Origin of the sequence: Rhodococcus sp. X156 (genome assembly GCF_004006015.1) — a bacterium.
Lineage (GTDB): Bacteria > Actinomycetota > Actinomycetes > Mycobacteriales > Mycobacteriaceae > X156.
This window is the reverse complement of sequence record NZ_CP034766.1, coordinates 416,138-439,139: the sequence shown is the minus strand read 5'-3', so window position 1 is coordinate 439,139 and position 23,002 is coordinate 416,138. Positions and strand designations below refer to the sequence as shown.

General features: G+C 71.5%; 22 protein-coding genes, 1 tRNA gene, 1 pseudogene and 1 riboswitch. Of the genes and pseudogenes, 13 read left to right on the top strand and 11 right to left on the bottom strand.

The genetic code is table 11. The features are described 5' to 3' along the window. Positions 1–33: 33 nt before the first annotated feature. Positions 34–477 carry a nitroreductase family deazaflavin-dependent oxidoreductase gene (locus tag ELX43_RS02095; RefSeq protein ID WP_127781927.1) on the bottom strand — a complete coding sequence of 148 codons (444 nt, stop codon included), beginning with the start codon at positions 475–477 and terminating at the stop codon, positions 34–36. A 104-nt stretch (positions 478–581) separates the two neighbouring features. Between ELX43_RS02095 and ELX43_RS02090 the strand changes: the two are divergent. Beyond that, positions 582–1,400 (top strand): annotated as a pseudogene (locus tag ELX43_RS02090) (Sir2 family NAD-dependent protein deacetylase); the annotation flags it as partial. Positions 1,401–1,437: 37 nt separating this feature from the next. Here the strand turns inward: ELX43_RS02090 and ELX43_RS02085 are convergent. After that, positions 1,438–1,513, bottom strand: a tRNA-Thr gene (locus tag ELX43_RS02085). Positions 1,514–1,562: 49 nt separating this feature from the next. On the opposite strand from ELX43_RS02085, the gene ELX43_RS02080 reads away from it, so the two are divergent. From ELX43_RS02080 to ELX43_RS02060, 5 genes are all read left to right on the top strand, one after another. Then, positions 1,563–1,940 (top strand): nuclear transport factor 2 family protein, encoded by a 378-nt coding sequence (locus ELX43_RS02080; protein WP_127781926.1) that lies wholly within the window; start codon positions 1,563–1,565, stop codon positions 1,938–1,940. A 254-nt stretch (positions 1,941–2,194) separates the two neighbouring features. Then, on the top strand, positions 2,195–3,553 hold the full coding sequence (locus tag ELX43_RS02075) for a threonine/serine exporter family protein (protein ID WP_127781925.1): 1,359 nt from the start codon (positions 2,195–2,197) through the stop codon (positions 3,551–3,553). Between the two features lie 130 nt (positions 3,554–3,683). Continuing rightward, entirely contained in the window at positions 3,684–3,992 is a 309-nt protein-coding gene (locus ELX43_RS02070; RefSeq protein WP_127781924.1) for a WhiB family transcriptional regulator, read from the top strand. A gap of 27 nt (positions 3,993–4,019) precedes the next feature. Further along, positions 4,020–4,220, top strand: coding sequence for a hypothetical protein (locus ELX43_RS02065; RefSeq protein WP_127781923.1), 201 nt, complete (start codon positions 4,020–4,022; stop codon positions 4,218–4,220). A 139-nt stretch (positions 4,221–4,359) separates the two neighbouring features. Further along, positions 4,360–5,829 carry a trehalose-6-phosphate synthase gene (locus ELX43_RS02060; RefSeq protein ID WP_127781922.1) on the top strand — a complete coding sequence of 490 codons (1,470 nt, stop codon included), beginning with the start codon at positions 4,360–4,362 and terminating at the stop codon, positions 5,827–5,829. Positions 5,830–5,877: 48 nt separating this feature from the next. On the opposite strand, the gene ELX43_RS02055 is transcribed toward ELX43_RS02060, so the two are convergent. The 4 genes from ELX43_RS02055 to ELX43_RS02040 form a co-directional block, all read right to left on the bottom strand. Next, entirely contained in the window at positions 5,878–6,645 is a 768-nt protein-coding gene (locus ELX43_RS02055) for a glucose 1-dehydrogenase (protein WP_127781921.1), read from the bottom strand. Further along, positions 6,645–8,156, bottom strand: coding sequence for an aldehyde dehydrogenase family protein (locus tag ELX43_RS02050; protein ID WP_127781920.1), 1,512 nt, complete (start codon positions 8,154–8,156; stop codon positions 6,645–6,647). Before ELX43_RS02050 ends, ELX43_RS02055 begins: the two co-directional genes overlap by 1 nt. A 15-nt stretch (positions 8,157–8,171) precedes the next feature. Next, positions 8,172–9,059, bottom strand: a complete 888-nt coding sequence (locus ELX43_RS02045) for a 3-oxoacyl-ACP reductase (RefSeq protein WP_206518072.1) — start codon at positions 9,057–9,059, stop codon at positions 8,172–8,174. Between the two features lie 134 nt (positions 9,060–9,193). Continuing rightward, a complete protein-coding gene (locus ELX43_RS02040) occupies positions 9,194–9,385 on the bottom strand; it encodes a ferredoxin (RefSeq protein ID WP_127781918.1) in 192 nt (63 codons plus the stop codon). 144 nt (positions 9,386–9,529) lie between these two features. Here ELX43_RS02040 and ELX43_RS02035 point away from each other — a divergent pair, with 144 nt between their 5' ends. Continuing rightward, a complete protein-coding gene (locus tag ELX43_RS02035) occupies positions 9,530–10,711 on the top strand; it encodes an acyl-CoA dehydrogenase family protein (protein ID WP_127781917.1) in 1,182 nt (393 codons plus the stop codon). A gap of 9 nt (positions 10,712–10,720) precedes the next feature. After that, positions 10,721–11,821, top strand: a complete 1,101-nt coding sequence (locus tag ELX43_RS02030; protein WP_127781916.1) for an acyl-CoA dehydrogenase family protein — start codon at positions 10,721–10,723, stop codon at positions 11,819–11,821. A gap of 120 nt (positions 11,822–11,941) precedes the next feature. Here ELX43_RS02030 and ELX43_RS18135 read toward each other — a convergent pair whose 3' ends face one another. From ELX43_RS18135 to ELX43_RS02010, 4 genes are all read right to left on the bottom strand, one after another. Further along, complete coding sequence (locus ELX43_RS18135) at positions 11,942–12,757, bottom strand: transglycosylase family protein (RefSeq protein WP_164860551.1); 816 nt, start codon at positions 12,755–12,757, stop codon at positions 11,942–11,944. 6 nt (positions 12,758–12,763) lie between these two features. Beyond that, positions 12,764–12,962: riboswitch (cyclic di-AMP (ydaO/yuaA leader) on the bottom strand. Between the two features lie 296 nt (positions 12,963–13,258). Beyond that, positions 13,259–14,119, bottom strand: coding sequence for a sulfurtransferase (locus tag ELX43_RS02020; protein ID WP_127781915.1), 861 nt, complete (start codon positions 14,117–14,119; stop codon positions 13,259–13,261). Positions 14,120–14,169: 50 nt separating this feature from the next. Beyond that, entirely contained in the window at positions 14,170–15,291 is a 1,122-nt protein-coding gene (locus tag ELX43_RS02015) for a nitronate monooxygenase family protein (protein ID WP_127781914.1), read from the bottom strand. Further along, entirely contained in the window at positions 15,258–16,889 is a 1,632-nt protein-coding gene (locus ELX43_RS02010; RefSeq protein WP_127781913.1) for an acyl-CoA synthetase, read from the bottom strand. Before ELX43_RS02010 ends, ELX43_RS02015 begins: the two co-directional genes overlap by 34 nt. A gap of 70 nt (positions 16,890–16,959) precedes the next feature. On the opposite strand from ELX43_RS02010, the gene ELX43_RS02005 reads away from it, so the two are divergent. Then, on the top strand, positions 16,960–17,763 hold the full coding sequence (locus tag ELX43_RS02005) for a crotonase/enoyl-CoA hydratase family protein (protein ID WP_127781912.1): 804 nt from the start codon (positions 16,960–16,962) through the stop codon (positions 17,761–17,763). Here the strand turns inward: ELX43_RS02005 and ELX43_RS02000 are convergent. Then, positions 17,760–18,836 carry an LLM class F420-dependent oxidoreductase gene (locus ELX43_RS02000; protein ID WP_127781911.1) on the bottom strand — a complete coding sequence of 359 codons (1,077 nt, stop codon included), beginning with the start codon at positions 18,834–18,836 and terminating at the stop codon, positions 17,760–17,762. The genes ELX43_RS02005 and ELX43_RS02000 overlap by 4 nt on opposite strands. 74 nt (positions 18,837–18,910) lie before the next feature. On the opposite strand from ELX43_RS02000, the gene ELX43_RS01995 reads away from it, so the two are divergent. The 4 genes from ELX43_RS01995 to ELX43_RS01980 are packed head-to-tail and all read left to right on the top strand — an operon-like array spanning position 18,911 to position 23,002. Further along, positions 18,911–19,870 (top strand): OB-fold nucleic acid binding domain-containing protein, encoded by a 960-nt coding sequence (locus ELX43_RS01995; protein ID WP_241249637.1) that lies wholly within the window; start codon positions 18,911–18,913, stop codon positions 19,868–19,870. Positions 19,871–19,890: 20 nt separating this feature from the next. Beyond that, positions 19,891–20,952: a thiolase domain-containing protein gene (locus ELX43_RS01990; RefSeq protein WP_127781910.1), complete on the top strand. Its 1,062-nt coding sequence runs from the start codon at positions 19,891–19,893 to the stop codon at positions 20,950–20,952. Next, on the top strand, positions 20,949–22,136 hold the full coding sequence (locus ELX43_RS01985; protein ID WP_127781909.1) for a thiolase domain-containing protein: 1,188 nt from the start codon (positions 20,949–20,951) through the stop codon (positions 22,134–22,136). The genes ELX43_RS01990 and ELX43_RS01985 overlap by 4 nt, the downstream gene beginning before the upstream one ends. After that, complete coding sequence (locus ELX43_RS01980) at positions 22,133–23,002, top strand: TIGR03619 family F420-dependent LLM class oxidoreductase (RefSeq protein ID WP_127781908.1); 870 nt, start codon at positions 22,133–22,135, stop codon at positions 23,000–23,002. The genes ELX43_RS01985 and ELX43_RS01980 overlap by 4 nt, the downstream gene beginning before the upstream one ends.

The window sequence follows — 23,002 nt, the reverse complement described above, 5'->3', positions numbered from 1 at the left end:
ACGTACCGCGGGCTGGGCGCCCAGGCGAGTGGATCACTGCGGAGTGATCGCCTCCAGCACGAACACCGGGATGTCCCGGTCGGTCTTGCGCTGGTAGTCGGCGTAGTCGGGGTACGCCGCCACGGCCCGCTCCCACCACACCTGCTTCTCCTCGCCGGTCACCTCACGGGCGGTCATGTCCCGCACCGTGGTGCCGTCCCGGAGCTCCACCACCGGGTTGGCCTTGATGTTGTAGTACCAGACGGGGTGCTTGGGGGCTCCGCCCAGCGAGGCCACCACCGCGTAGACACCGTCGTGCTCCACCCGCATCAGCGGGATCTTGCGCAGCTTGCCCGACTTGGCGCCCTTGGTGGTGAGCACCACCACCGGCATGCCGTTCAGCAAGTTGCCGCGGGTACCGCCGGACTCCTCGATCTCCTCGACCTGCTTGCGGACCCATTCCTGGGTGCTGGGCTCGTACTCTCCTTCAAGGGGCATGGCTCCATCCAACACTGGCGGAGCGACGCTCGCCAGGCACCGTCCCCGCACCCGGGACGTACCCTCGCCAGGTGCCCTCCACCGCAGCCACCTCGGCGCGGGAGCTGGCCGCCAGGGACGCGCTGCGCCGCGCGGTCGACGTCCTCGCCGGGCTCCGCGTCACGGCCCTGACCGGGGCCGGGTTGTCCACCGACTCCGGCATCCCGGACTACCGCGGGCCCGGCTCGCCGCCGCGCAACCCCATCACCTACCAGCAGTTCATCGGCGATCCGGTGTTCCGCCGGCACTACTGGGCGCGCAACCACGTCGGGTGGCTGCAGCTGCGGGCCAAGCGGCCCAACGCCGGGCACCGCGCGCTGACCCAGCTGGAGCGCTGCGGGGTGCTGACCGGGGTGATCACCCAGAACGTGGACCTGCTGCACAGCGCCGCCGGCAGCCGCCGGGTGATCGACCTGCACGGCACCTACGCGCGGGTGGTGTGCCTCGGGTGTGGCGAGCTGACCAGCCGTGCCCAGCTGGCCGGGCGCCTCACCGCGCTCAACCCCGGCTTCACCGAGGGGGTGCTCGAGCTCGGTGACGTGGAGGTGGCTCCGGACGCCGACGCGGTGGTCTCGGCCACCGCCGGCTTCCGGGTGGCCGACTGCCTGGCCTGCGGCGGGCTGCTCAAGCCCTACATCGTGTTCTTCGGCGAGAGCGTGGCCAAGGAGCGGGTGGCGCGGGCCTTCGCGCTGGTGGAGGAGAGCGAGGCCCTGCTGGTGGCCGGCTCGTCCCTCACCGTGATGTCCGGCCTGCGCTTCGTCCGGCACGCGGCGAGGACCGGGCGCCCGGTGGTGGTGGTCAACCGTGGTGCCACCCGGGGCGACCCGCTGGCCGCGGTGAGGGTGGAGCTCGGGTGCAGCGAGGCCCTCACCGGGCTGGCCGAGGAGCTGGGGGCGCGCCCGCCGGGGCAGGAGCCAGGGGTGGAGCCGAGTGTCGGGTTCGAACCGACGACAACCGCTTTACAAGAGCGGTGCTCTACCAGCTGAGCTAACCCGGCGCGAGTGTGCGGCGTGATGCTATCCGACGGCGGCGCTACGGTCAGAAGGGTGAGCACCTCGGAGATCGCCACCGTCCTGGCCTGGCACGACGCCCTCACGGGGCACGACCTGGACACCCTGCTGAACCTGTCCAGCGACGACGTCGAGCTCGCCACCCCCACCGGCGCCAGCCAAGGGATCGCGGCGCTGCGCGAGTGGGCCGAGCGCTTCCGCGGCACCGTGTCCCCCGGACGGATGTTCGTCCACCACGGGGTGGTCGTGGTGGAGGAGGAGCTCTCCGGCGCCGAGCAGGAGCAGCGCCAGGCCGTGGCCACCGCCTTCCGCGTGGTGCACGACCAGGTCACCTCGGTCTTCCGGCACGACAGCCTGGCCGAGGCGCTGGCCGACACCGGCCTGCTGGCCAGCGACGAGGTCACCGACGGCTGAGCAAGGGGCCGCACGCGCTCGCGACCGGTGCACCGAGCTGGTTGTGAGGCAACTCATGGCTGAGAGGCTTGGTCCGCGGGACGCAGGCGGGACCATGGGGGGAAGGCCCCGCAGCGGTGGGCCGTCGTCGGCGAGAACACGAGGTGTTGGTAGTGCAGTGGGTCAGGGGCAACGAGCCCATCCGGGGCAGCGGCGCCGGGAGCGGGTTGCACCCGTCCTCCGTCCCCCCACCTCGGCGCCCCCCGCGCGCGCCCGTGGTGCGGCAGAAGGACCCGAGCACGGTGCAGTTCGCCGCGCCGGCCCAGTACCCCACCGGCCCCGCGCCCGCCTTCACCGGCGAGGCGGCCATTGCCGAGGTGCTCGACCTGGCGCTGCGGGTCGGCGAGGTGCTGCTCTCCAGCGGAGCGGCCACCGCTGACGTCACCGCCGACATCCTCACCCTCACCTCGGCCTACGGACTGCCCCGGTGCGAGGTGGACATCACCTACACGGCCATCACCATCAGCGCGCACCGCGGGCTGTCCAGCCCGCCGGTGAACACCATGCGGGTGGTCAACTACCGCTCGCTGGACTACACCCGCCTGGCCGACGTCGACCGGGTGATCTGCGACGCCGAGGCCGGCGCGCTCAGCGCCCGCGAGGCGCACCAGGCCCTGGACAAGATCACCACTGCTCCGCACCCCTACCCGCGGTGGGTCTCCACCCTGGCGTGGGCCGGCATGGCCGCCAGCATCGCGGTGCTGGTCGGTGGTGAGTGGCTGGTGGCGCTGGTGGCGCTGCTGTCGGCCGTGGTCATCGACCGCACCCGACGGGTGCTCAACCGCACCGGCCTGCCCGGCTTCTTCCAGCAGGTGGTGGGCGGTTTCATCGCCACCCTGCCCGCGGCTCTGCTCTACGCGGTGCAGGATCCCCTGCACCTCACCGTGCGCCCCTCCCAGGTGGCGGCGGCCGGAGTGATCGTGCTGCTGTCCGGGCTGTCGCTGGTGGGTTCCATGCAGGACGCCATCACCGGCGCGATGGTCACCGCCGCGGCGCGCTTCACCGAGGTGCTGATGCTCACCGCCGGCATCATCGTCGGCGTCGGCCTGGCGCTGAAGTTCGCCTCGGGCGTGGGCGTCGACCTGCCGCCGCTGCTCGCCAGCACCACCAGCCTGTCCCGGCTGCCGGTGCAGGTGCTCGGGGCTGCGGCGGCAGCGGGCTTCTTCGCGCTGGCCTGCTACGCCGAGCGCCGGGCCCTGGCCTTCGCAGCGGCGGCGGGGGCGGTCGGCTTCCTGGCCTTCGGCCTGTTGTCCAACCTGGCCGGCGGCACCCTGATGGCGTCCGGCGCGGCGGCCGCCTTCGTCGGCTTCGCCGGCGGGGTGCTCTCCCGGCGCTACCGGGTCCCGCCGCTGGTGATTGCCGTCTCAGGCATCACCCCGCTCCTGCCGGGCCTGGCGGTGTACCGCGGGCTGTACGCGATGACCAACGACGACGCGGTCATGGGCCTGTCGGAGATGAGCGCGGCACTGGCCACCGGAGCCGCGCTCGCGGCCGGCGTGGTGTTCGGCGAGTGGCTCGCCAAGCGGTTCCGCACCACCCTCGCGCCGAGGCTGCGCACGAGGTCAGCCGCATGAACCCTTGATCGTTGGGCCACAGTGCTTCTACGCTTAGCCCACACTTCACCGCGCAGCGCCTCCGACACCCCGTCGCCGGCCGGCCGGCGGCCGTCGTGGGGGGACTCAGCTGAGGAGGCGTGGCCGAGACATGACGACTGTGGCGCGGCTCGCCCTGCCCCTGGTGGAAGACTGGCAGTGGCAGCAGCACGGCGCGTGCGGCGGCCTCGAGGAGTCCCGCTTCTTCCACCCCGAGAACGAGCGCGGATCCGAGCGTGCCCGCCGAGAGGCGGAGGCCAAGCAAGTGTGCAGACGGTGCCCGGTGGTCGTACAGTGCCGCGAGCACGCGTTGCTCGTCGGCGAGCCTTACGGAGTATGGGGTGGGCTCGGTGAGGGCGAGCGTCGGGCAATTCTCGGCCAGCGCCGTCGCGCGAACCGGGAGGTGCTGGTCGAGGACTGAGAAAGAGATGAAGGAGGGTGCCGCAACATGGCACAGGTGAACGGAACCAAGTCTGCTGGCGAGACCAGTGACGTCGCTACCAACTTGGAAGATGGTGAGGTCGTGGAGACCGTCACTCAGGAAACCGCACGCAAGGCCCAGCGCGTGATCGCGGCGCACTCGAACGACACTGCCGAGTGCATCATGCTGCTCGACATGCTCGGCGTGGGCCCACACTCCAACAGCTAGACCCGTCCCACGGCCGCCCGCGCTCGGCCCCGTGCCGGCCGCGGGCGCACCTGGGGCACAAGCCGTCTCGGCGTCGACCGAGACGGAATGTCCTTGTCTCGACCAGCACCTCGAGTCCCCGGCCAACTAGGCTGATCGCGTGACCGAGACGAGCACGCCCGAGACCCAGGAACACGGCCAGTCCGAATTCGTCGTGGTCGCCAACCGGCTTCCGGTGGACCTCGAGCGCGTCGAGGGTGGTCCCGACCGGTGGAAGCGCAGCCCCGGCGGGCTGGTCACCGCGCTGGAGCCGGTGCTGCGCAGCCAGGACGGCGCGTGGGTCGGCTGGACCGGCGTGGCCGACGTGGACGTCGAACCCTTCGAGGAGGGCGGCCTGCGGCTGCACCCGGTGCGCCTGAGCGCCGACGAGGTCGCCGAGTACTACGAGGGGTTCTCCAACGCCACTCTGTGGCCGCTGTACCACGACGTGATCGTGCACCCGGACTTCAACCGCACCTGGTGGGACACCTACGTCCGGGTCAACCGGCGCTTCGCCGAGGAGACCGCGCGCACCGCCGCGCACGGTGCCACCGTGTGGGTGCAGGACTACCAGCTCCAGCTGGTGCCGCAGTACCTGCGAGAGCTGCGGCCGGACCTGCTCATCGGCTTCTTCCTGCACATCCCGTTCCCGCCCGTGGAGCTGTTCATGCAGCTGCCGTGGCGCCGGGAGATCGTGCAGGGCCTGCTGGGCGCCGACCTGATCGGCTTCCACCTGCCCGGCGGCGCGCAGAACTTCCTCTACCTGTCCCGCCGGCTGGCTGGCCAGAACGCGTCCCGGGCCTCGGTGGGTGTGCGCTCGCGGATGGGCACGGTGCAGATCGACGACCGCACCGCCCACGTGGGTGCCTTCCCCATCTCCATCGACTCCGCGGAGATCTCCAAGCTGGCCAGCAGCCCCCGCGTGCAGGCTCGGGCCAAGGAGATCCGCCGCGACCTCGGGCACCCGCGCCGCATCATGCTGGGCGTGGACCGGCTGGACTACACCAAGGGCATCGACGTGCGCCTCTTCGCGCTGCGCGAGCTGCTGGCCGAGGGCCGGGTGGACGCCGACGACACCGTGATGATCCAGCTGGCCACCCCCAGCCGGGAGCGGGTGGACAGCTACATCAAGATGCGCGGCGACATCGAGCGCGAGGTCGGCGGCATCAACGGGGAGTACTCCAAGGTGGGCCACCCCGCCGTGCACTACCTGCACCGGCCGGTCCCCCGCGAGGAGCTCATCGCCTTCTACGTGGCCGCCGACGTCATGCTGGTGACCCCCATGCGCGACGGCATGAACCTGGTGGCCAAGGAGTACGTGGCCTGCCGCAGCGACCTCGGCGGCGCGCTGGTGCTCAGCGAGTTCACCGGGGCAGCCTCCGAGCTGCGCTCGGCGTACCTGGTCAACCCGCACGACCTCGACGGGGTGAAGGCGGCCCTGGTGGAGGCGCTGGACCAGACCGAGGACGAGGGCCGCCGACGGATGCGAGCCATGCGCCGCCAGGTGATGACCTTCGACGTCGACCGCTGGGCCCGGTCCTTCCTCAGCGCGCTCGGCCGGCCCGACCTCGCGGAGGAGACCACCGCCTGAGCCGGGGAGCCGCCGCCACGGCAGGCTCCCCGGCCCGGGTGCGGGTTGCTAGCCGGCGAAGTTGAACGCGTGGGTGGCGGTGGCGCCACCGTCGGCCACGAACTCGGCCCCCGTGCAGTACGAGCTCTTGTCGCTGGCCAGGAACACCAGCACCTCGGCGATCTCCTCCGGGCGGCCCACCCGGCGCAGCGCCACCTTCCGCCCGGCCGGCGAGAGGTCCACCTCGCCACCCCCGGCCGCGGTGGACACCATGTTGGTGTCGATCATCCCGGGGTGCACCGAGTTCACCCGGATGCCGACCTCGCCCAGCTCCATCGCCGCCACCTTGCTCATACCCCGGATGGCGAACTTGCTGGAGGAGTAGGCGACCAGCAGCGGCACCGCGGCCAGGCCCTCGATCGAGGAGGTGTTGATGATCGACCCGCCGCCGGCGGCGGTCATCGGCTTGACCACCGACCGCATGCCCAGGAACGTGCCCACCTGGTTGATCCGGATGACCCGCTCGTACTGCTCCAGCGTGGTGTCGGCCAGCGCGGAGAACATCAGGATGCCGGCGTTGTTCACCAGCACGTCCACCTTGCCGAGCAGCGCCACGGTCTCCTCGACCAGGTCGGCCCACTGCTCCTCGTTACCCACGTCCAGGTGCCGGTAGTGGGCGTGCTCCCCCAGCTCGTCGGCGAGGGCGGCACCCTTGACGTCGTCGATGTCGGCGATCATCACCTGGGCGCCCTCCTCGATGAACCGCCGCGCCGCTGCGGCGCCCTGCCCGCCCGCGGCACCGGTGATGATGGCGACCTTGCCGGCCAGGTCGGCCATCACATCACCTCGTCGGTCAGCGGCAGCAGCACCGTCTTGAGCTCGGTGTAGGCCTCGATGGCGCTCTGCCCGCCCTCGCGTCCCATGCCCGACTCCTTGAAACCACCGAAGGGCAGGTGCGGCTCGATGGTGAAGCCGTTGATGCCCACGGTGCCGGCCCGCACCGAGCGGGCCATGCGCATGGCCCGGCTGACGTCGCTGGTGTAGACCCCGGCGCCGAGGCCGTACTGGGTGTCGTTGGCCAGCCGGATCGCCTCCTCCTCGGTGTCGAAGGGCACGACGGCCAGCACCGGCCCGAAGATCTCCTCCTGGGCCAGGCTGGAGCGGTTGTCCACGTCGGCGAAGATCGTGGGCTGCACGAAGTTGCCGGCGCTGAGGTCCCCGTCCACCCGCGACCCCCCGGTGACCAGGCGGCTGCCCTCGCCGGCGCCGCGGTCGAGGTAGCCCAGCACCCGCTGCAGCTGCTTGTCGTTGATCAGCGGCGCGGCCAGCACCGCCGGGTCGAACGGGTCGCCGTAGGTGATGGCACCGGCCATCATCTCCGCGCCGGCGAGGAACTCCTCCATCGCGTCGCGGTGCACCAGCGCCCGGCTGTGCGCCACGCAGGCCTGCCCGGACAGCCCCATCGACACGGTGCCCATGGTGGTCATGCCGGCCATGGTGATGTTGGGCGCGTCCGGGAAGACGATGGCGGGGCTCTTGCCGCCCAGCTCCAGCGAGACCCGCTTGAGGGTGCCCGCCGAGGCCCGCAGGATGTGCTGGCCGATGGTCCGGCTGCCGGTGAAGCTGATCTTGTCCACCGCGTCGTGGGTGATCATCGCCTCGCCGACGGTCTCGCCCGGGCCGGTGACCACGTTCAGCACGCCGTCGGGCAGGCCCGCCTCCACCAGCAGCTCCACCATGCGCAGCACGGCGAAGGAGGCGTACTCCGAGGGCTTGAGCACCACCGTGCAGCCGGCGGCGAGCGCCGGGGCCACCTTCTGCGCGTAGAGCAGGAACGGCGCGTTCCACGGCAGGATCGCCGCGACCACGCCGATCGGCTCGCGGAAGGTCATCGCCACGTGGTCGCCACCCTGGTACGCGGGCAGGGTCTGGCCGCCGATCTTGTCGATCCACCCCGCGTGGTGGTCGAACACGTCGGCCGCCACGTCGATGGAGGCGGCGTAGATGCCACCGAAGGACAGCGGCACGCTGTTGTCCAGCGCCAGCAGCCCGGCGAGCTCCTCGCCGTTGGCGCGCAGCAGGTCGGCGTAGCGGTGGATCAGCTTGATCCGCTCGCCCGCCCGCATCCGGGGCCAGGCCCCGTCGTCGAACGCGGTGCGCGCCGCCTGCACGGCCTCCTCCACGTCGGCGGTGGTGGCGACGGCGAACTCGCCGACCGCCTCGCCGGTGGCCGGGTGGTGGTGGGTCCAGGTGGCTCCGTCGGCGGAGTCGCGCCACTGGCCGTTGACCAGGAGCTGGCCGGTCTTGAGCCCGAGCGCGTCGATCCGGGGCTGCATGGTGAGTGTCATGGTGGTGCGGCCTCCTCAGGCGAGGTGTGCGAGGTCGGTGTTGACGAACATCCGCGCAGGATCGCGGTCGGCGAAGTACCCGCCGATGGAGCGCTCGATGTCCTCGGGGGTCCACATCGCACCCGCCGAGGAGAACTTCTGCTCGATGGTCGGCGGCGCCATCAGCGCCACCTTCCCGCCGTAGACCACGAAGACCTGGCCGTTGACGGCCGCGGCGGCGGGCGAGGCCAGGTAGGCCACCAGCGGGGCCACGTTGTCCACCGAGAGCGGGTCGGGCCCGTCGGACGGTGGGGCGTCGAAGACCGCCTCGGTCATCGCGGTGCGGGCCCGCGGGCAGATGGCGTTGGCCCGCACCCCGTAGCGGCTCAGCGCCTTGGCGGCGGTCATGGTCAGGGTGGTGATGCCGGCCTTGGCCGCGCCGTAGTTGGCCTGCCCGGCGGGGCCGAAGAAGGCTGCCTCGGACGAGGTGTTCACCAGCGAGGCGTACACCGGGGCGCCGGCCTGCTTGGACTGCTCGCGCCAGTACGCGCCGGCGTTGCGGGTGAGCAGGAAGTGCCCCCGCAGGTGCACCCGCACCACCAGGTCGAAGTCGGCGTCGCTCATGTTGAACAGCATCTGGTCGCGGGTGACGCCGGCGTTGTTGACCACCACGTGCAACCCGCCGAGGTCCTCCACCGCGGTGCGGACCAGCTCGTCGGCGGTGGTGCGCTCACCCACGTCGCCCTGCACCAGGGCCGCCCGCACGCCGAGCGCCTTGATCTCGTCCACCACGTCGGTGTCGGCCATGTCGTTGACCACCACGTCGGCACCCTGGGTGGCGAGCGCGAGCGCTTCCGCCCGGCCCAGCCCGGCGCCGGCTCCGGTGACCACGGCGACCTTGCCGGCCAGTGGCTTCTCGCTCACCGGCGGCACGCCCGACCGGTCGGACCTGATCTGCGGGCAAAGCTCATCGGTGCTCCTCGAGTCGGCTGGGCGGCGGGACTTTCGACGCTAGAACGTGTTCTCGTCCGGCTCGACAGCACCAAGACGGACGGGCCTCACTCCTCGAGGGCGAGTGCGCTCTTGGGGCAGCGCTCCACGGCCTTGCGCACCCGCGCCTGCAGCTCCTCCGGCGGCTCCGGCTGCAAGATCGTCAGCTGCTCGTCGTCGTCAAGGTCGAAGACCTTGGGCGCCAGGCCGGCACAGACTCCGTTGGCCTCGCACAGGTCGAAGTCGACAGTGACCTTCATCGGAATGCCTCCACTGCGAACGATCGGTGACCGACTCGGCCCGGCCGCCTCGCGAGCAGGCCCTGACCGACACTAGAACCGGTTCTACCGAGAAGCAATGGTCCGCGCTAGTGTCGCAAGAACCTGTTCCAGCCAGGAGGGCCCATGCGGATCAGCTACACCCCCGAGCAGGAGGAGCTGCGGCGTGAGCTGCGCAGCTACTTCGCGCGCCTGATGACCCCGGAGCGCCGCGAGGCGATGAGCTCCACGCAGGGCGAGTACGGCACCGGCGACACCTACAAGGAGATCGTCCGCCAGATGGGCGCCGACGGGTGGCTGGCCCTGGGCTGGCCGACCGAGCACGGCGGGCAGGCCCGCCCGATGATGGACCAGCTGATCTTCACCGACGAGGCGGCGGTGGCCGGGGCGCCGGTGCCGTTCCTGACGGTGAACAGCGTGGCCCCGACGATCATGCGGTACGGCACCGAGGAGCAGAAGGCCTTCTTCCTGCCCCGCATCGCCGCCGGTGAGCTGCACTTCGCCATCGGCTACTCCGAGCCCGAGGCCGGCACCGACCTGGCCTCGCTGCGCACCCGGGCGGTGCGCGACGGCGACGACTACGTGGTCAACGGGCAGAAGATGTGGACCAGCCTCATCCAGTACGCCGACTACGTGTGGCTGGCCTGCCGCACCGATGCCGAGGCACCCAAGCACAAGGGCATCAGCATGCTCATCGTGCCGACCGACGCGCCCGGGTTCTCCTGGACGCCGGTGCACACCATGGCCGGACCCGGCACCAGTGCCACCTACTACGAGGACGTCCGTGTCCCCGTGACCTCCCGGGTCGGGGCGGAGAACGCGGGCTGGCCGCTGGTCACCAACCAGCTGAACCACGAGCGGGTCGCCCTGACCTCCTCCGCCCCGGTGCGCACCGCCCTGCGCGAGGTGCGGGAGTGGGCCCAGCAGACCAAGCTGCCCGACGGCACCCGGGTGATCGACCAGGAGTGGGTGCAGCTGCACCTGGCCCGGGTGCACGCCAAGGCCGACTTCCTCAAGCTGATCAACTGGAAGATCGCCTGGAGCGTGGGCCAGGCCCCCACCCCCGCCGACGCCTCGGCCACCAAGGTCTTCGGCACCGAGCTCGCCACCGAGGCGTACCGGCTGCTGATGGAGGTGCTGGGCAACAGCGCGGTGGTCCGGCACGGCTCGGCCGGGGCCCTGCTGCAGGGCCGCGTCGAACGGATGCACCGCTCCTCGCTGATCCTCACCTTCGGTGGCGGCACCAACGAGGTCCAGCGCGACATCGTGTCCATGCTCGCCCTCGGCCTGCCCGCCGCCAAGCGCTAGGAGCTCGACGTGGACTTCTCCCTGACCGATGCCCAGCAGGACCTCGGCGGCCTGGCTCGCCAGATCCTCACCGACAAGGTGACCCAGGAGCGGCTGCGCGCCGTGGAGACCGGGCCGCGCTGGGACCAGCAGCTGTGGGCCGACCTGGCCACCGCGGGCGTGCTCTCCGCCGCCCTCCCCGAGCAGGTGGGTGGCGGTGGCTTCGGCCTGCTCGAGCAGTGCAGCGTGCTGGTGGAGCTGGGCCGGGCGGTGGCGCCCGTGCCGTACCTGCAGTCGGTGGTGATGGCCGCCGCGGCCATCGCCGAGCTGGGCACGGACAGCCAGCGCGAGCGGTGGGCGGCACCGGCCGCGGCGGGTGAGCTGGTGCTCACCGTGGCGCTGGTGGACGAGCCCGGCACCGGTGGCACCCGGGCACAGCGCAGCGGCGACGGCTGGGTGCTCAACGGCGCCAAGTCCGCGGTGTCCTGGGCGCCGGTGGCCGATGCCGTGCTGGTCGCGGCCGCCACCGACGCCGGCCCGGTGGTGCTGCTGGTGCGCAGCGACGATCCCGGCGTGCAGGTGCAGGACCAGCAGCTGGTGGACGGGGGCAGCGCCGGCCTGGTGGAGCTGACCGACGTGCGCCTGGACGCCGACCGGGTCCTCGGCACCGACGGCGAGGCGGCACTGACCTGGCTGGTGGACCGCGGCACCGTCGGGATCTGTGCGCTGCAGCTGGGCGTCACCGAGCGGGCGCTGGAGCTGACCGCGGAGTACGCCAGGGAGCGGGTGCAGTTCGGCCGTCCCATCGGCAGCTTCCAGGCAGTGGCCCAGCGCCTGGCGGACGCCTACATCGACGTGGAAGCCATCCGGCTCACGCTCTGGCAGGCGGCGTGGCGGCTGGCGGAGGACCTGCCCAGCACCGCGGAGGTGGCCACCGCCAAGTTCTGGGCTGCCGACGCCGGGCACCGGGTGAGCCACACCGCGGTGCACGTGCACGGCGGCGTGGGGATCGACACCGACCACGCCCTGCACCGGTACTTCACCGCGGCCAAGCGCAACGAGTTCGAGCTGGGGGCGGCGACGGCGCAGCTGCTGCGCCTGGGCGCCACCCTGGCCGCGGAGCCCGCCTAGCCACCGCCCTCCGGCCGTCCACGCAGACAGCACAGGACCCCGCACACCGTTGCCGGTGGCGGTGGCGGGGTCCTGTGCTGGTTCAGCTGGCTCAGCCGAGGCCGAGCCGGGTGAGCAGGATCAGGCGAGGGTCAGGGTCTGGCCCGCGAAGATCATGTTCGGGTTGCTGATCTTGCCCTTGTTGATGCTGAACAGCGCCTGGTAGCCGCCGCTCACACCCTGGGTGGAGGCGATGGACGACAGGGTGTCGCCCGACTTCACCGTGTAGGTCTTGCCGCTGGACTTGGCTGCCTTCGCCTTGGTGGTGGCCTTGGCGGAGCTGGCCTTGGGGGCCTGCGCCTTGGCAGCCGAGGCCTTGGGCGCCTGTGCCTTGGCGGTGCTGGCCTTGGGGGCCTGCGCCTTGGCAGCCGAAGCCTTGGGCGCCTGTGCCTTGGCGGTGCTGGCCTTGGGGGCCTGCGCCTTGGCAGCCGAGGCCTTGGGCGCCTGCGCCTTCTGCGTGGTCGCAGCCTTGGGGGCCTGCGCCTTGGGGGCTGACTTGGTGGTGGCCTTCGCGGTGGAGCTGCTGGCGGAGGCGTTGCCCGAACCGAGGTTCTTGCCGCACACCGGCCACGCACCCTTGCCCTGGCCGGCGAGCACGCGCTCGGCGACCGCGATCTGCTCGGACTTGGAGGCGTTGTGGGCCGAGCCCGAGCCGCCGAAGGCCTTCCAGGTGCTCGGGGTGAACTGCAGGCCACCGGAGAAGCCGTTGCCCGAGTTGATGGACCAGTTGCCGGTGCTCTCGCACTGCGCGACCGCGTCCCAGTCGTTGCCGGCGGCGGAGGCCGGCGAGGCGAAGATCGCCATCGGGGCACCGACGACGAGGCCGGCGATGACGACCTTGGCGGCGTTGCGGGCGCCGGTGGAGTGCTTGGAGGCGGTGGTGGTCTTGCGAGTCATATGGGTAGATCCTCTCCCTGCGCCTGCGGAGTCAGCTGTCGGGTTCGGGCTGAGAGGTTGCCCGGCCACCAGGTCCACGAGCTGGGCCTGCTGGCTTCACCCCAAGGTCAGAGCCGCTGATCAGCGGTTCCGGCCGGCATCCCGGGTGTGCCCCTGGATGTGGGTCCTCCGTCCCTGTCCCTGGTTAGATCGGAGGTTCCGGATGCCCGCGGGACAGGATTGAGCGCGGCGGGCCCGGTGTCGGCCGGTTGTTCCCGGCCACAAACGAACGTACGGACCGAGCACGGGTGCGTCGAGGCCCCGCAGCGCCAAGGTCTCGGGTAGGTAACGCCTCCCCGGCGACCCGCGACGTCACCGTTTCCGCAGGTCAGCCGGCATGTCCGCAAAACGGGACGCTTTTGTCAGCAGCCCGGGATCGGTGACTCGGATCACAGGCTGGACCCCCGAAATCGGCCCCGGAAAGCGGCCTGCGTCACGCCCTGAGAGGCGACAAGTCCCAGGTCACAGGCAGTTTTCCTGGTCCACGACACCACCTGGTGATGCCCCGGTGGCAACGGGGCGGCGGGGATCGCTGCTGTACTGCGACCACGACCCCGGGTAGAGGCGACCGGCACCCAGCCCGCTGAGCTCCAGAGCCAGCAGGCTGTGGCAGGCGGTCACTCCCGAGCCGCAGTAGGCGGTCACCGGCGCACCCGCCCCCACGCCCGCCGCGGTGAAGCGACGGCGCAGCTCGGCCGCCGGGAGGAAGGTGCCGTCCTCGGCCAGCGTGGCCTGGGTGGGCAGGTTCTTCGCCCCGGGGACGTGGCCGGCCCGGGCGTCCACCGGCTCCTGCTCGCCGCGGTAGCGCTCGGGGGCCCGGGCGTCGAGCACCACGCCGGCGCCACCGCCCGCCTGCGCCACCACCTCGTCCAGGTCCGCCAGCCGCTCCCGCGGCCAGGGCCGGGCGGTGAAGGTGGTGGGCGCGCGGCGGACGGGCGCCGTCTCCAGCGGACCCCGGTAGGCCGCCAGCCCGCCGTCGAGCAGCGCAGCCTCGTGGCCGGTGGCCCGCAGCAGCCACACCAGGCGGGCAGCGCTGCGCCCCCCGGCGTCGTCGTAGGCCACGACCGTGTCGTCGTCGCCGATGCCCAGCCGGCCCAGCTCGGCGGCGAACACCTCGGGGTCGGGCAGCGGGTGGCGGCCCCGCTCCGGGCTCGGCGGGGCGGCCAGGCACCGGTCGAGGTCGACGAACACCGCCCCCGGCAGGTGGCCCGCCTCGTGGGCGGCGCGGCCGGAGCGGCCGTCGAGGTACCACCGCACGTCGGCGAGCACGACGTCGGTGCGGTGGGCGTCCCACCAGGCGGGGCTGACGACGGGGGCGATCATCCCGTCACCCTAGAAGCCCCACCCGGTGGGAAGCGCTCAGCCAAGGCTCGTCAGCGCAGCGTGTCCAGCCGCGACACCGTCGCGTCGAACTCGCCCACCAGGTCGGCCATCACCTCGGCCACCGGCCTGATCTCGTTCATCCGGCCCACGATCTGCCCGATCGGCATGGAGACCACCCCGGGGTCGGTGGAGCGAGCGATGCGCTGGTGCGCCTCCCCCACCAGGACGTTCTGCAGCGGCATGGGCAGCGGGGAGGGGGCACCCTCGGCGCTCCACGCCTCGGTCCAGCGGGTCTTGAGCAGCCGGGCGGGCTTGCCCGAGTAGCTGCGCATCCGCACGGTGTCGCTGGAGGTGGCCGCCAGCAGCGCCCGCTGCATCGTGGAGGGCCCACCGTCGTCGGCGGGCATCTCACCGAGCTTGTACTCCGCGGTGGTCAGCCAGTAGGAGCCCATCCAGACCCCGGAGGCACCCAGCGCTAGCGCGGCGGCGACCTGCCGGCCGGAGCCGATGCCGCCGGCCGCCAGCACCGAGGCGCGGTCGCCGATGGCGTCCACGATCTCCGGGAGCAGCACCATGGAGGCGATCTCCCCGGTGTGCCCGCCGGCCTCGTAGCCCTGGGCGATGACGATGTCCACGCCGTTGTCCACGTGCCGCACCGCGTGCTCGGCCTTGCCGGCCAGCGCCGCCACCGGCACGCCCTTCTCGTGCGCCAGGTCGATGACGTCCTTGGGCGGGGACCCCAGCGCGTTGGCGATCAGCTTGATCGGGTGGCGCAGCGCCACGTCGACGTGCGAGCGGGCGATGGAGTGCAGCCAGCCCAGCACCCCTTCGTTGCGCTCCTCGTCCTCGTCCAGCGGCGGGACGCCGAGCTCGTCCAGCGTGCGGTTCACGAAGGCCCGGTGCTCGTCGGGGATGAGCTTCTGCAGGTCCATGGACGCGGCTTCCTGCGGAATCTTCGCCGGCATCACGATGTCCACCCCGTAGGGCTTGCCGTCGGTGTTCTCGTCCATCCAGGTCAGCACCGCGTCGAGCTCCTCGGCGTCGTTGAACCGCACGCAGCCGAGCACCCCCAGACCGCCGGCGCGGCTGATGGCCGCGGCGACGTGCTCGGACGGGGTGAAGCCGAAGATCGGGTGCTCTATGCCGAACTGTTCGCTGAGCGCGGTGCGCACAGGTCCTCCTCAGGTCGTTGCTCGGCGTGCTGCCGAGCCCACTTGTAGTCCGCCTTGCCGGTGGACAGGCGCTCAATCTCCTCGACCAGCCAGAGGCTGCGCGGGGCCTTGTAGCCGGCGAGCTGACCACGGACGTGGCGGTCCAGGTCGTCGAACGCCGGAGAGGTGCCGGGGCGGGGCTGGACGAGGGCGGCCACCCGCTGGCCCCACGTCTCGTCGGGCACGCCGATCACCAGTGCGTCGAACACGTCGGGGTGGCCCTTGAGCGCACCCTCCACCTCCTCGGGGAACACCTTCTCACCACCGGTGTTCACGCAGGTGTTGCCGCGGCCGAGCAGGGTCATGGTGCCGTCGGCCTCGATGCGCGCCAGGTCCCCGGGGACGGCGTAGCGCTTGCCGTCCACCTCGGTGAAGAGCGTGGCGGTCTTCTCCGGGTCCTTGTAGTAGCCCATCGGGATGTAGCCGCCCCGGGCGAGCCGGCCGATCTCGCCGGAGCCGGGCTCCACCTGCTTCCCCTCGTCGTTGACGACGATGGCGTTGGGGATGAGCTTGACGCGGGGGCCCTCGGTCCACTTCTCCGAGTCCTTGGTCAGCATGCCGATCCCGCTGAAGCCGGTCTCGGAGGAGCCGACGGCGTCGGTGATGACCACGTTGGGCAGCGCGTCCAGGTACTGGTCCTTGACGGTGGGCGAGAACAGCGCCGCGCTGCTGGAGATGGCGAACACCGACGAGGCGTCGTAGTCACCGCGCAGGTACTCCTCGATCATCGGGCGGGCCATGGCGTCACCGATGAGCACCACCACGTTCACCTTGTGCTGGGCGATGGAGTGCCAGATGGCGACCGGGTCGAACTTGGGCACCAGCACCACGGTGTCGCCGGCGAAGAGCGCCTGCATCGCCGCCCACTGGGCGTTGCCGTGAATCAGCGGAGCCAGGCACAGCCGGGTCATGCCGCCGGAGGCCTCCCCCTCGCGGGCCTGGGCCCACTCGTCGGCCATCGCCTCGCCGGTGACGAAGCTGACGCCGCCGCCGAGCACCCGCCAGACGTCCTCGTGCCGCCACATCACGCCCTTGGGCGGACCGGTGGTGCCACCGGTGTAGAGGATGTAGAGGTCGTCGGAGCTGCGCTCGCCGAAGTCGCGCTCCGCGGACTCCCCGGCCATCGCAGCCTCGAAGTCGGTGCCCGCCGCGGCGCCGTCGGCGTTGTCCAGCACCAGCACGTGCTGCAGCGTCGGGGTCTCCGGGCGCACCGCGGCCACCTTGTCGGCGAACTCCCGCTCGGTGAGCAGCGCGACCATGTCGGAGTTCTGCACCACGTAGCGCAGCTCCTGCTCGCCGTAGCGGTAGTTCACGTTGATGATCACGCCGCGCAGCTTGTAGACCGCCATCATCCAGATGATGGCCTCCACCCGGTTGTGGGTGTAGAGCCCGACGTGCGAGCCGGTGCCGACACCGTGCGCGGCGAGGTGGTGCGCCAGGCGGTTGGCGCGCTCCTCGAGCTCGCGGTAGCTGACGACGATGTCCTCGCAGGCCAGGGCCTTGCGGTCCGGAAACAGGTCGACCGCGTGTTCGAACAGGTCCGCTATGTTGTAGGCCACATTTTCAAACTAGAACCTGTTACTGTTCGGCGCAATAGCAGACCGCGTTCCCACCGCCAGGAGGCCCACCGTGACTTCGACCGAAGCGACCACCGCAGAGGCGCCGCACTGCCTCGTCGAGCTGCAGGGGTCCACCCTCGTCGTCACGATGAACCGGCCGCAGGCCAAGAACGCGCTGTCCGGCCCGATGATGCAGATCATGCGCGAGGCCTGGGACCGGGTGGACGAGGACCCCGCGATCCGCGCCTGCATCCTCACCGGGGCGGGCGGGGCGTTCTGCGCCGGCGCCGACCTCAAGGCCATGAGCAGCGCGCACCCCGGTGACAACGGCGGCGCGGACTTCTCGGTCATCGAGCCGCTGCTCAAGGGGCGCCGGCTCACCAAGCCGCTCATCGCCGCGGTGGAGGGGCCCGCCATCGCCGGCGGCACCGAGATCCTGCAGGCCACCGACATCCGCGTGGCCGGCGAGAGCGCGCGCTTCGGCGTCTCCGAGCCCCGCTGGGGCCTGTTCCCGCTGGGCGGCTCCGCGGTGCGCCTGCCCCGCCAGATCCCCTACACCGTCGCCGCCGACCTGCTGCTGACCGGACGCCACGTGCGTGCGCCCGAGGCCAAGGAGATCGGCCTGATCGGCCACGTCGTGCCGGACGGGCAGGCGCTGGCCAAGGCCCACGAGCTGGCCGACATGATCGCGGCCAACGGCCCGCTCGCCGTGCAGGCCATCCTGCGCACCATCCGGGAGACCGAGGGCCTGCACGAGAACGACGCCTTCAAGATCGACGCCAAGCTGGGCCTGTCGGTGTTCCAGAGCGAGGACGCCAAGGAAGGCCCCCGGGCGTTCGCGGAGAAGCGCACGCCGCAGTTCAAGGGCCGCTAGGCCGGCGCCGGCCCGGGCCCCGCCTCGGCAGGGTCCGGGTTGACCAGCGTCTCGCCCAGCACCTGGATGCTGGCGGTGTCGCGGCAGCCGACCACCAGGCTGGTGACTCCCGCCTGCTCCCACTGCCGCACCTGGGCGCGGACGTGCTCGGCGTCGCCGATGATCGCGGTCTCGGCCACCAGCTCGTCCGGAACCGCCGCCACCGCCTCCTCCTTGCGCCCGGAGAGGAACAGCCGGGTGACGTCGTCGACCACCTCCCCGTAGCCCATCCGACGGAACAGCTCGGCGTGGAAGTTCATCTCCGGCGCGCCCATGCCGCCCACGTACAGCGCCATCGTCGGCTTGAGGCGGGCGAGCTCGGCAGCGGCGTCGTCGGTCACCACCACGGTGCAGGTGGCCGCGATCTCGAAGTCCGCCCGGCTGCGTCGCGCGCCGGCCCGGGCGAAGCCCTCGTCCAGCCACTCGTCGTACATGCCCGCCAGCGACAGCGAGTAGAAGACGGCCAGCCACCCGTCGGCGATCTCCGCCGTCATCGCCACGTTGCGCGGCCCTTCGGCGCCCAGCCAGATGGGCAGGTCCGCGCGCAGCGGGTGGGTGATGGGCTTGAGCGACTTGCCCAGCCCCGTCGAGCCGGGCCCGCGGTAGGGCAGCGGGTAGTGCGGTGCGTCGTTGACCACGGGAGCCTGCCGCTGCAGCACCTGCCGCACGATGGACACGTACTCGCGGGTGCGCGCCAGCGGCTTGGCGAAGGGTTGGCCGTACCAGCCCTCCACCACCTGGGGGCCGGAGACGCCGAGGCCCAGGATGAAGCGCCCGCCGGTGAGGTGGTCCATGGTGAGGGCGTGCATCGCGCAGCCGGCGGGGCTGCGGGCGGACAGCTGCGCCACCGAGGTGCCCAGCCGCACCCGTGAGGTCTGCGAGCCCCACCAGGCGAGCGGGGTGAACGCGTCGGAGCCCCACGACTCGGCCGCGAACACCGAGGTGAAGCCGGCGTCCTCGGCCGCGAGCACCAGCTCGCCGGTGTTCTCCGGCGGCTGTGCGCCCCAGTACCCGAGCTGTAGTCCCAGCTGCATGTCCACACCCTCCGTCGCAGTTGCTGCATCGTAAGGTCTTGTGAAACAAAGTTGTAACGTGTTCTACTCCGGTTGTGGAGAACCTGAGCGCACCACTGGACATCGCGTTCGACTACACCCGATCCCTCGGCGCCACTCTCGGCCCGTTCATGACGGCGCTGCGGTCGCGCCACGTCATCGGGGTCCGCGGCTCGGACGGCACGGTGCACGTACCCCCCGTGGAGTACGACCCGATCACTGCCGCTGCGCTCACCGACTTCGTGGACGTGGCCGACACCGGCACGGTGCTGAGCTGGTCGTGGGCCCCGCAGCCGCTGGAGGGGCAGCCGCTGAGCACGCCCTTCGCCTGGGCGCTGGTGCAGCTGGACGGGGCGGACACCGCCCTGCTGCACGCCGTGGACGTGGGCGGCGACCCCGGGCGGGTGAGCACCGGCATGCGGGTGCGGGCCCGGTGGGCGGCCCAGCCGCTGGGGCGCATCCAGGACATCGTCTGCTTCGAGCCCGCAGGTGACGCCCCGGCAGCCGGCGCTCCCGCGGCGAGCGCGGACGGTGCGCAGGTCACCATGCTGACCACACCGTTCTCGCTCAGCCTCACCCACTCCGCCTCCCCGGAGGAGAGCGCCTACCTGCGTGGCCTGGCCGAGGGCAAGCTGCTCGGCCAGCGCTGCCCGGTCTGCGAGAAGGTCTACATCCCGCCCCGTGGCGCCTGCCCCACCGACGGCGTGCCCACCGAGGAGGAGGTGCAGCTGCCCGACACCGGGACGGTCACCACCTTCTGCATCGTGAACGTGCCGTTCGCCGGGCAGCGGATCAAGCCGCCCTACGTCGCCGCGTACGTCCTGCTCGACGGCGCCGACATCGCCTTCCTGCACCTCATCCTCGGCTGCGACGCCGAGGAGGTCCGGATGGGCATGCGGGTGCGAGCCGTGTGGAAGCCCGCCGAGGAGTGGGGCTACACGCTGGAGAACATCCGTCACTTCGAGCCGAGCGGCGAGCCCGACGCTGCGTACGAGACCTACTCCCACCACCTGTAGACCCGAGAGGAGGCCGACCAGTGGGAGACGTTGCCGTTGTCGGCTTTGCCCAGGCGCCGAACGTGCGCCGCACCCATGGCACCACCAATGGTGTCGAGATGTTGGTGCCCATCTTCCAAGAGCTCTACGCAGCCACCGGGCTGACCAACCGAGACATCAGCTTCTGGTGCTCGGGGTCGTCGGACTACCTGGCCGGCCGCGCGTTCTCGTTCATCTCCGCCATCGACGCGATCGGGGCCTTTCCGCCCATCACCGAGTCGCACGTGGAGATGGACGCCGCCTGGGCCTTGTACGAGGCCTGGGTGAAGATCAAGCTCGGCGAGGCCGACACCGCCCTGGTGTACGGCTTCGGCAAGTCCTCCGCGGGCGACCTGCGCCGGGTGCTGGCCATGCAGCTAGACCCGTACGTGGCCGCGCCGCTGTGGCCGGACTCCGTGGCGCTGGCCGGCCTGCAGGCCCGGCTGGGCATCGAGAGCGGTCGCTGGAGCGAGCGGGAGATGGCCGAGGTGGCCGCCCGCAGCCGCAGCGACGCGATGAACAACCCGCACGCGCAGCTGTCCGGCCACGTCGACGTGGACGAGCTGCTGGCGGCGCCCTACCTGGCTGACCCGCTGCGCATGCACGACTGCGCCCCGATCACCGACGGGGCCTCAGCCGTCATCCTGGCCTCGGCCGAGCGGGCCAGGGAGCTGTGCGAGAACCCGGCGTGGATCACCGGCATCGAGCACCGGGTGGACTCCCCGGCCATCGGCACCCGCGACCTGCTGGCGTCGGCCTCCACCACCGCCTCCGCCCGCGCTGCCGGCGGGGTGGACGGCGTCACCGCAGCTGAGCTGCACGCCCCGTTCAGCCACCAGCAGATCCTGCTGCGCGAGGCCATCGGCCTCAACGGCCAGACCACCGTCAACCCCTCCGGGGGGGTGCTGGCGGGCAACCCGATGTTCTCCGCCGGGCTCAGCCGCATCGGCGAGGCCGCCTCGCGGGTGATGCGCGGGCAGGACCAGAAGGTGCTCGGCCACGCCACCAGCGGGCCGCTGCTGCAACAGAACCTGATCTGCGTGATGGAGGGCCGGGACTCATGAGCAAGCAGCCAGCCGCCGTGCTCGGCGTCGGACAGACCAACCACACGGCCAAGCGCCTGGACGTGTCCATGGCCGGGCTGTGCCGCGAGGCCATCGACCGCGCGATGATCGACGCCGGCGTGGGTTGGGACGACATCGACGCCGTGGTCATCGGCAAGGCGCCCGACCTGTTCGAGGGCGTGATGATGCCCGAGCTGTACCTGGCTGACGCCCTGGGCGCGCGGGGCAAGCCGCTGCTGCGGGTGCACACCGCCGGCTCCGTCGGTGGCTCCACCGCCAACGTCGCGGCCAGCCTGGTGCAGGCCGGGCTGCACAAGCGGGTGCTGGCGGTGGCGTGGGAGAAGCAGTCGGAGTCCAACGCCATGTGGGCGCTGTCCATCGCCGTGCCCTTCTCCATGCCGGTCGGTGCGGGCGCGGGCGGGTACTTCGCCCCGCACGTGCGCTCCTACATCCGCCGCTCGGGCGCGCCGCTGCACATCGGCGCCATGGTGGCGGCCAAGGACCGGCGCAACGGCGCCACCAACCCCTACGCGCACCTGCACCAGCCCGACATCACGGTGGAGTCGGTGCAGGCGTCGAAGATGCTGTGGGACCCCATCCGCTACGACGAGACGTGCCCGTCCTCCGACGGTGCCTGCGCCATGGTGATCGGCGACGAGTCCGCGGCGGCGGCCACCGGCAAGCAGGTGGCCTGGATCCACGCCACGGCGATGCGCTCGGAGCCCACCACCTTCGCCGGTCGCGACCAGGTGAACCCGAAGGCCGGCCGGGACGCCGCAGCCGCGCTGTGGAAGCAGGCCGGCATCACCGACCCGCTGCGCGAGATCGACGCCGCGGAGATCTACGTGCCGTTCTCCTGGTTCGAGCCGATGTGGCTGGAGAACCTCGGGTTCGCCGAGGAGGGCGCGGGGTGGAAGCTCACCGAGGCCGGTGAGACTGAGCAGGACGGGCGCTTGCCGGTCAACGCCAGCGGTGGTGTGCTGTCGTCGAACCCGATCGGCGCCTCCGGCATGCTGCGGTTCGCCGAGGCGGCCCGTCAGGTGATGGGCACCGCCGACGATCACCAGGTGGACGGGGTGCGCACCGCGCTCGGTCACGCCTACGGTGGCGGCTCCCAGTTCTACGCCATGTGGGTGCTCGGGCAGGACAAGACTCCCGACGATCGAAAGCGAGCTGCACGGTGAAGTTCACCCTGGCCATTGCCATGAGTCCCCTCGACCAGCTTCCCGAGCTGGCCAGGACCGCGGAGGAGTGCGGGTTCACCTCCGTCTCCCTGCCCGACTCCCTCTTCTACGCGGAGAAGGTGGCGGCCAAGTACCCGTACACCCCCGACGGTGGCCGGATGTGGACCGAGGAGACACCCTGGGTCGACCCGTTCGTCGCCGCTGCCTCCATGGGTGCGGTCACCAGCACCCTCCGCTTCTACACCGCGGTGCTCAAGCTGGGCTCGCGCAACCCGCTGCTGCTGGCCCGCCAGATCGGCTCGGTCGCCAACATGACCGGGAACCGGTTCGGTCTCGGCGTCGGCCTGGGCTGGTCGCCGGAGGAGTTCGAGTGGTGCGGCGTCCCCTTCGAGCGCAAGGGCGCCCGGGCGAACGAGTCCATCGAGGTCATCAAGCTCGCCCTGGGCGGCGGCATGGTGGAGTACCACGGGGAGTTCTTCGACTTCGACCGGCTGCAGATCAGCCCCGCTCCCACCGAGCCGGTGCCCATCTACGTCGGCGGCCACGTCGACGCCGCGCTGCGCCGGGCTGCCCGGCTCAGTGACGGCTGGACCTCGGCGATGATGAAGATCGCCGAGCTGGAGCGGGTCATCGGCCGCCTCGGTGAGCTGCGCGCAGAGTACGACCGCGCCGACGAGCCCTTCGAGATCCAGGCGGTGTGCATCGACCGCTTCGGCCTGGAGGGCTACCAGGAGCAGGCGGCCATCGGTGTCACCGACGCCATCGTGGTGCCGTGGTCCTTCGACGGCATCCCCTTCGACGGCGAGCTCGAGGCCAAGAAGGACTCCATCCGCAAGTTCGCCGAGACCGTCATCGAGAAGGTGTGA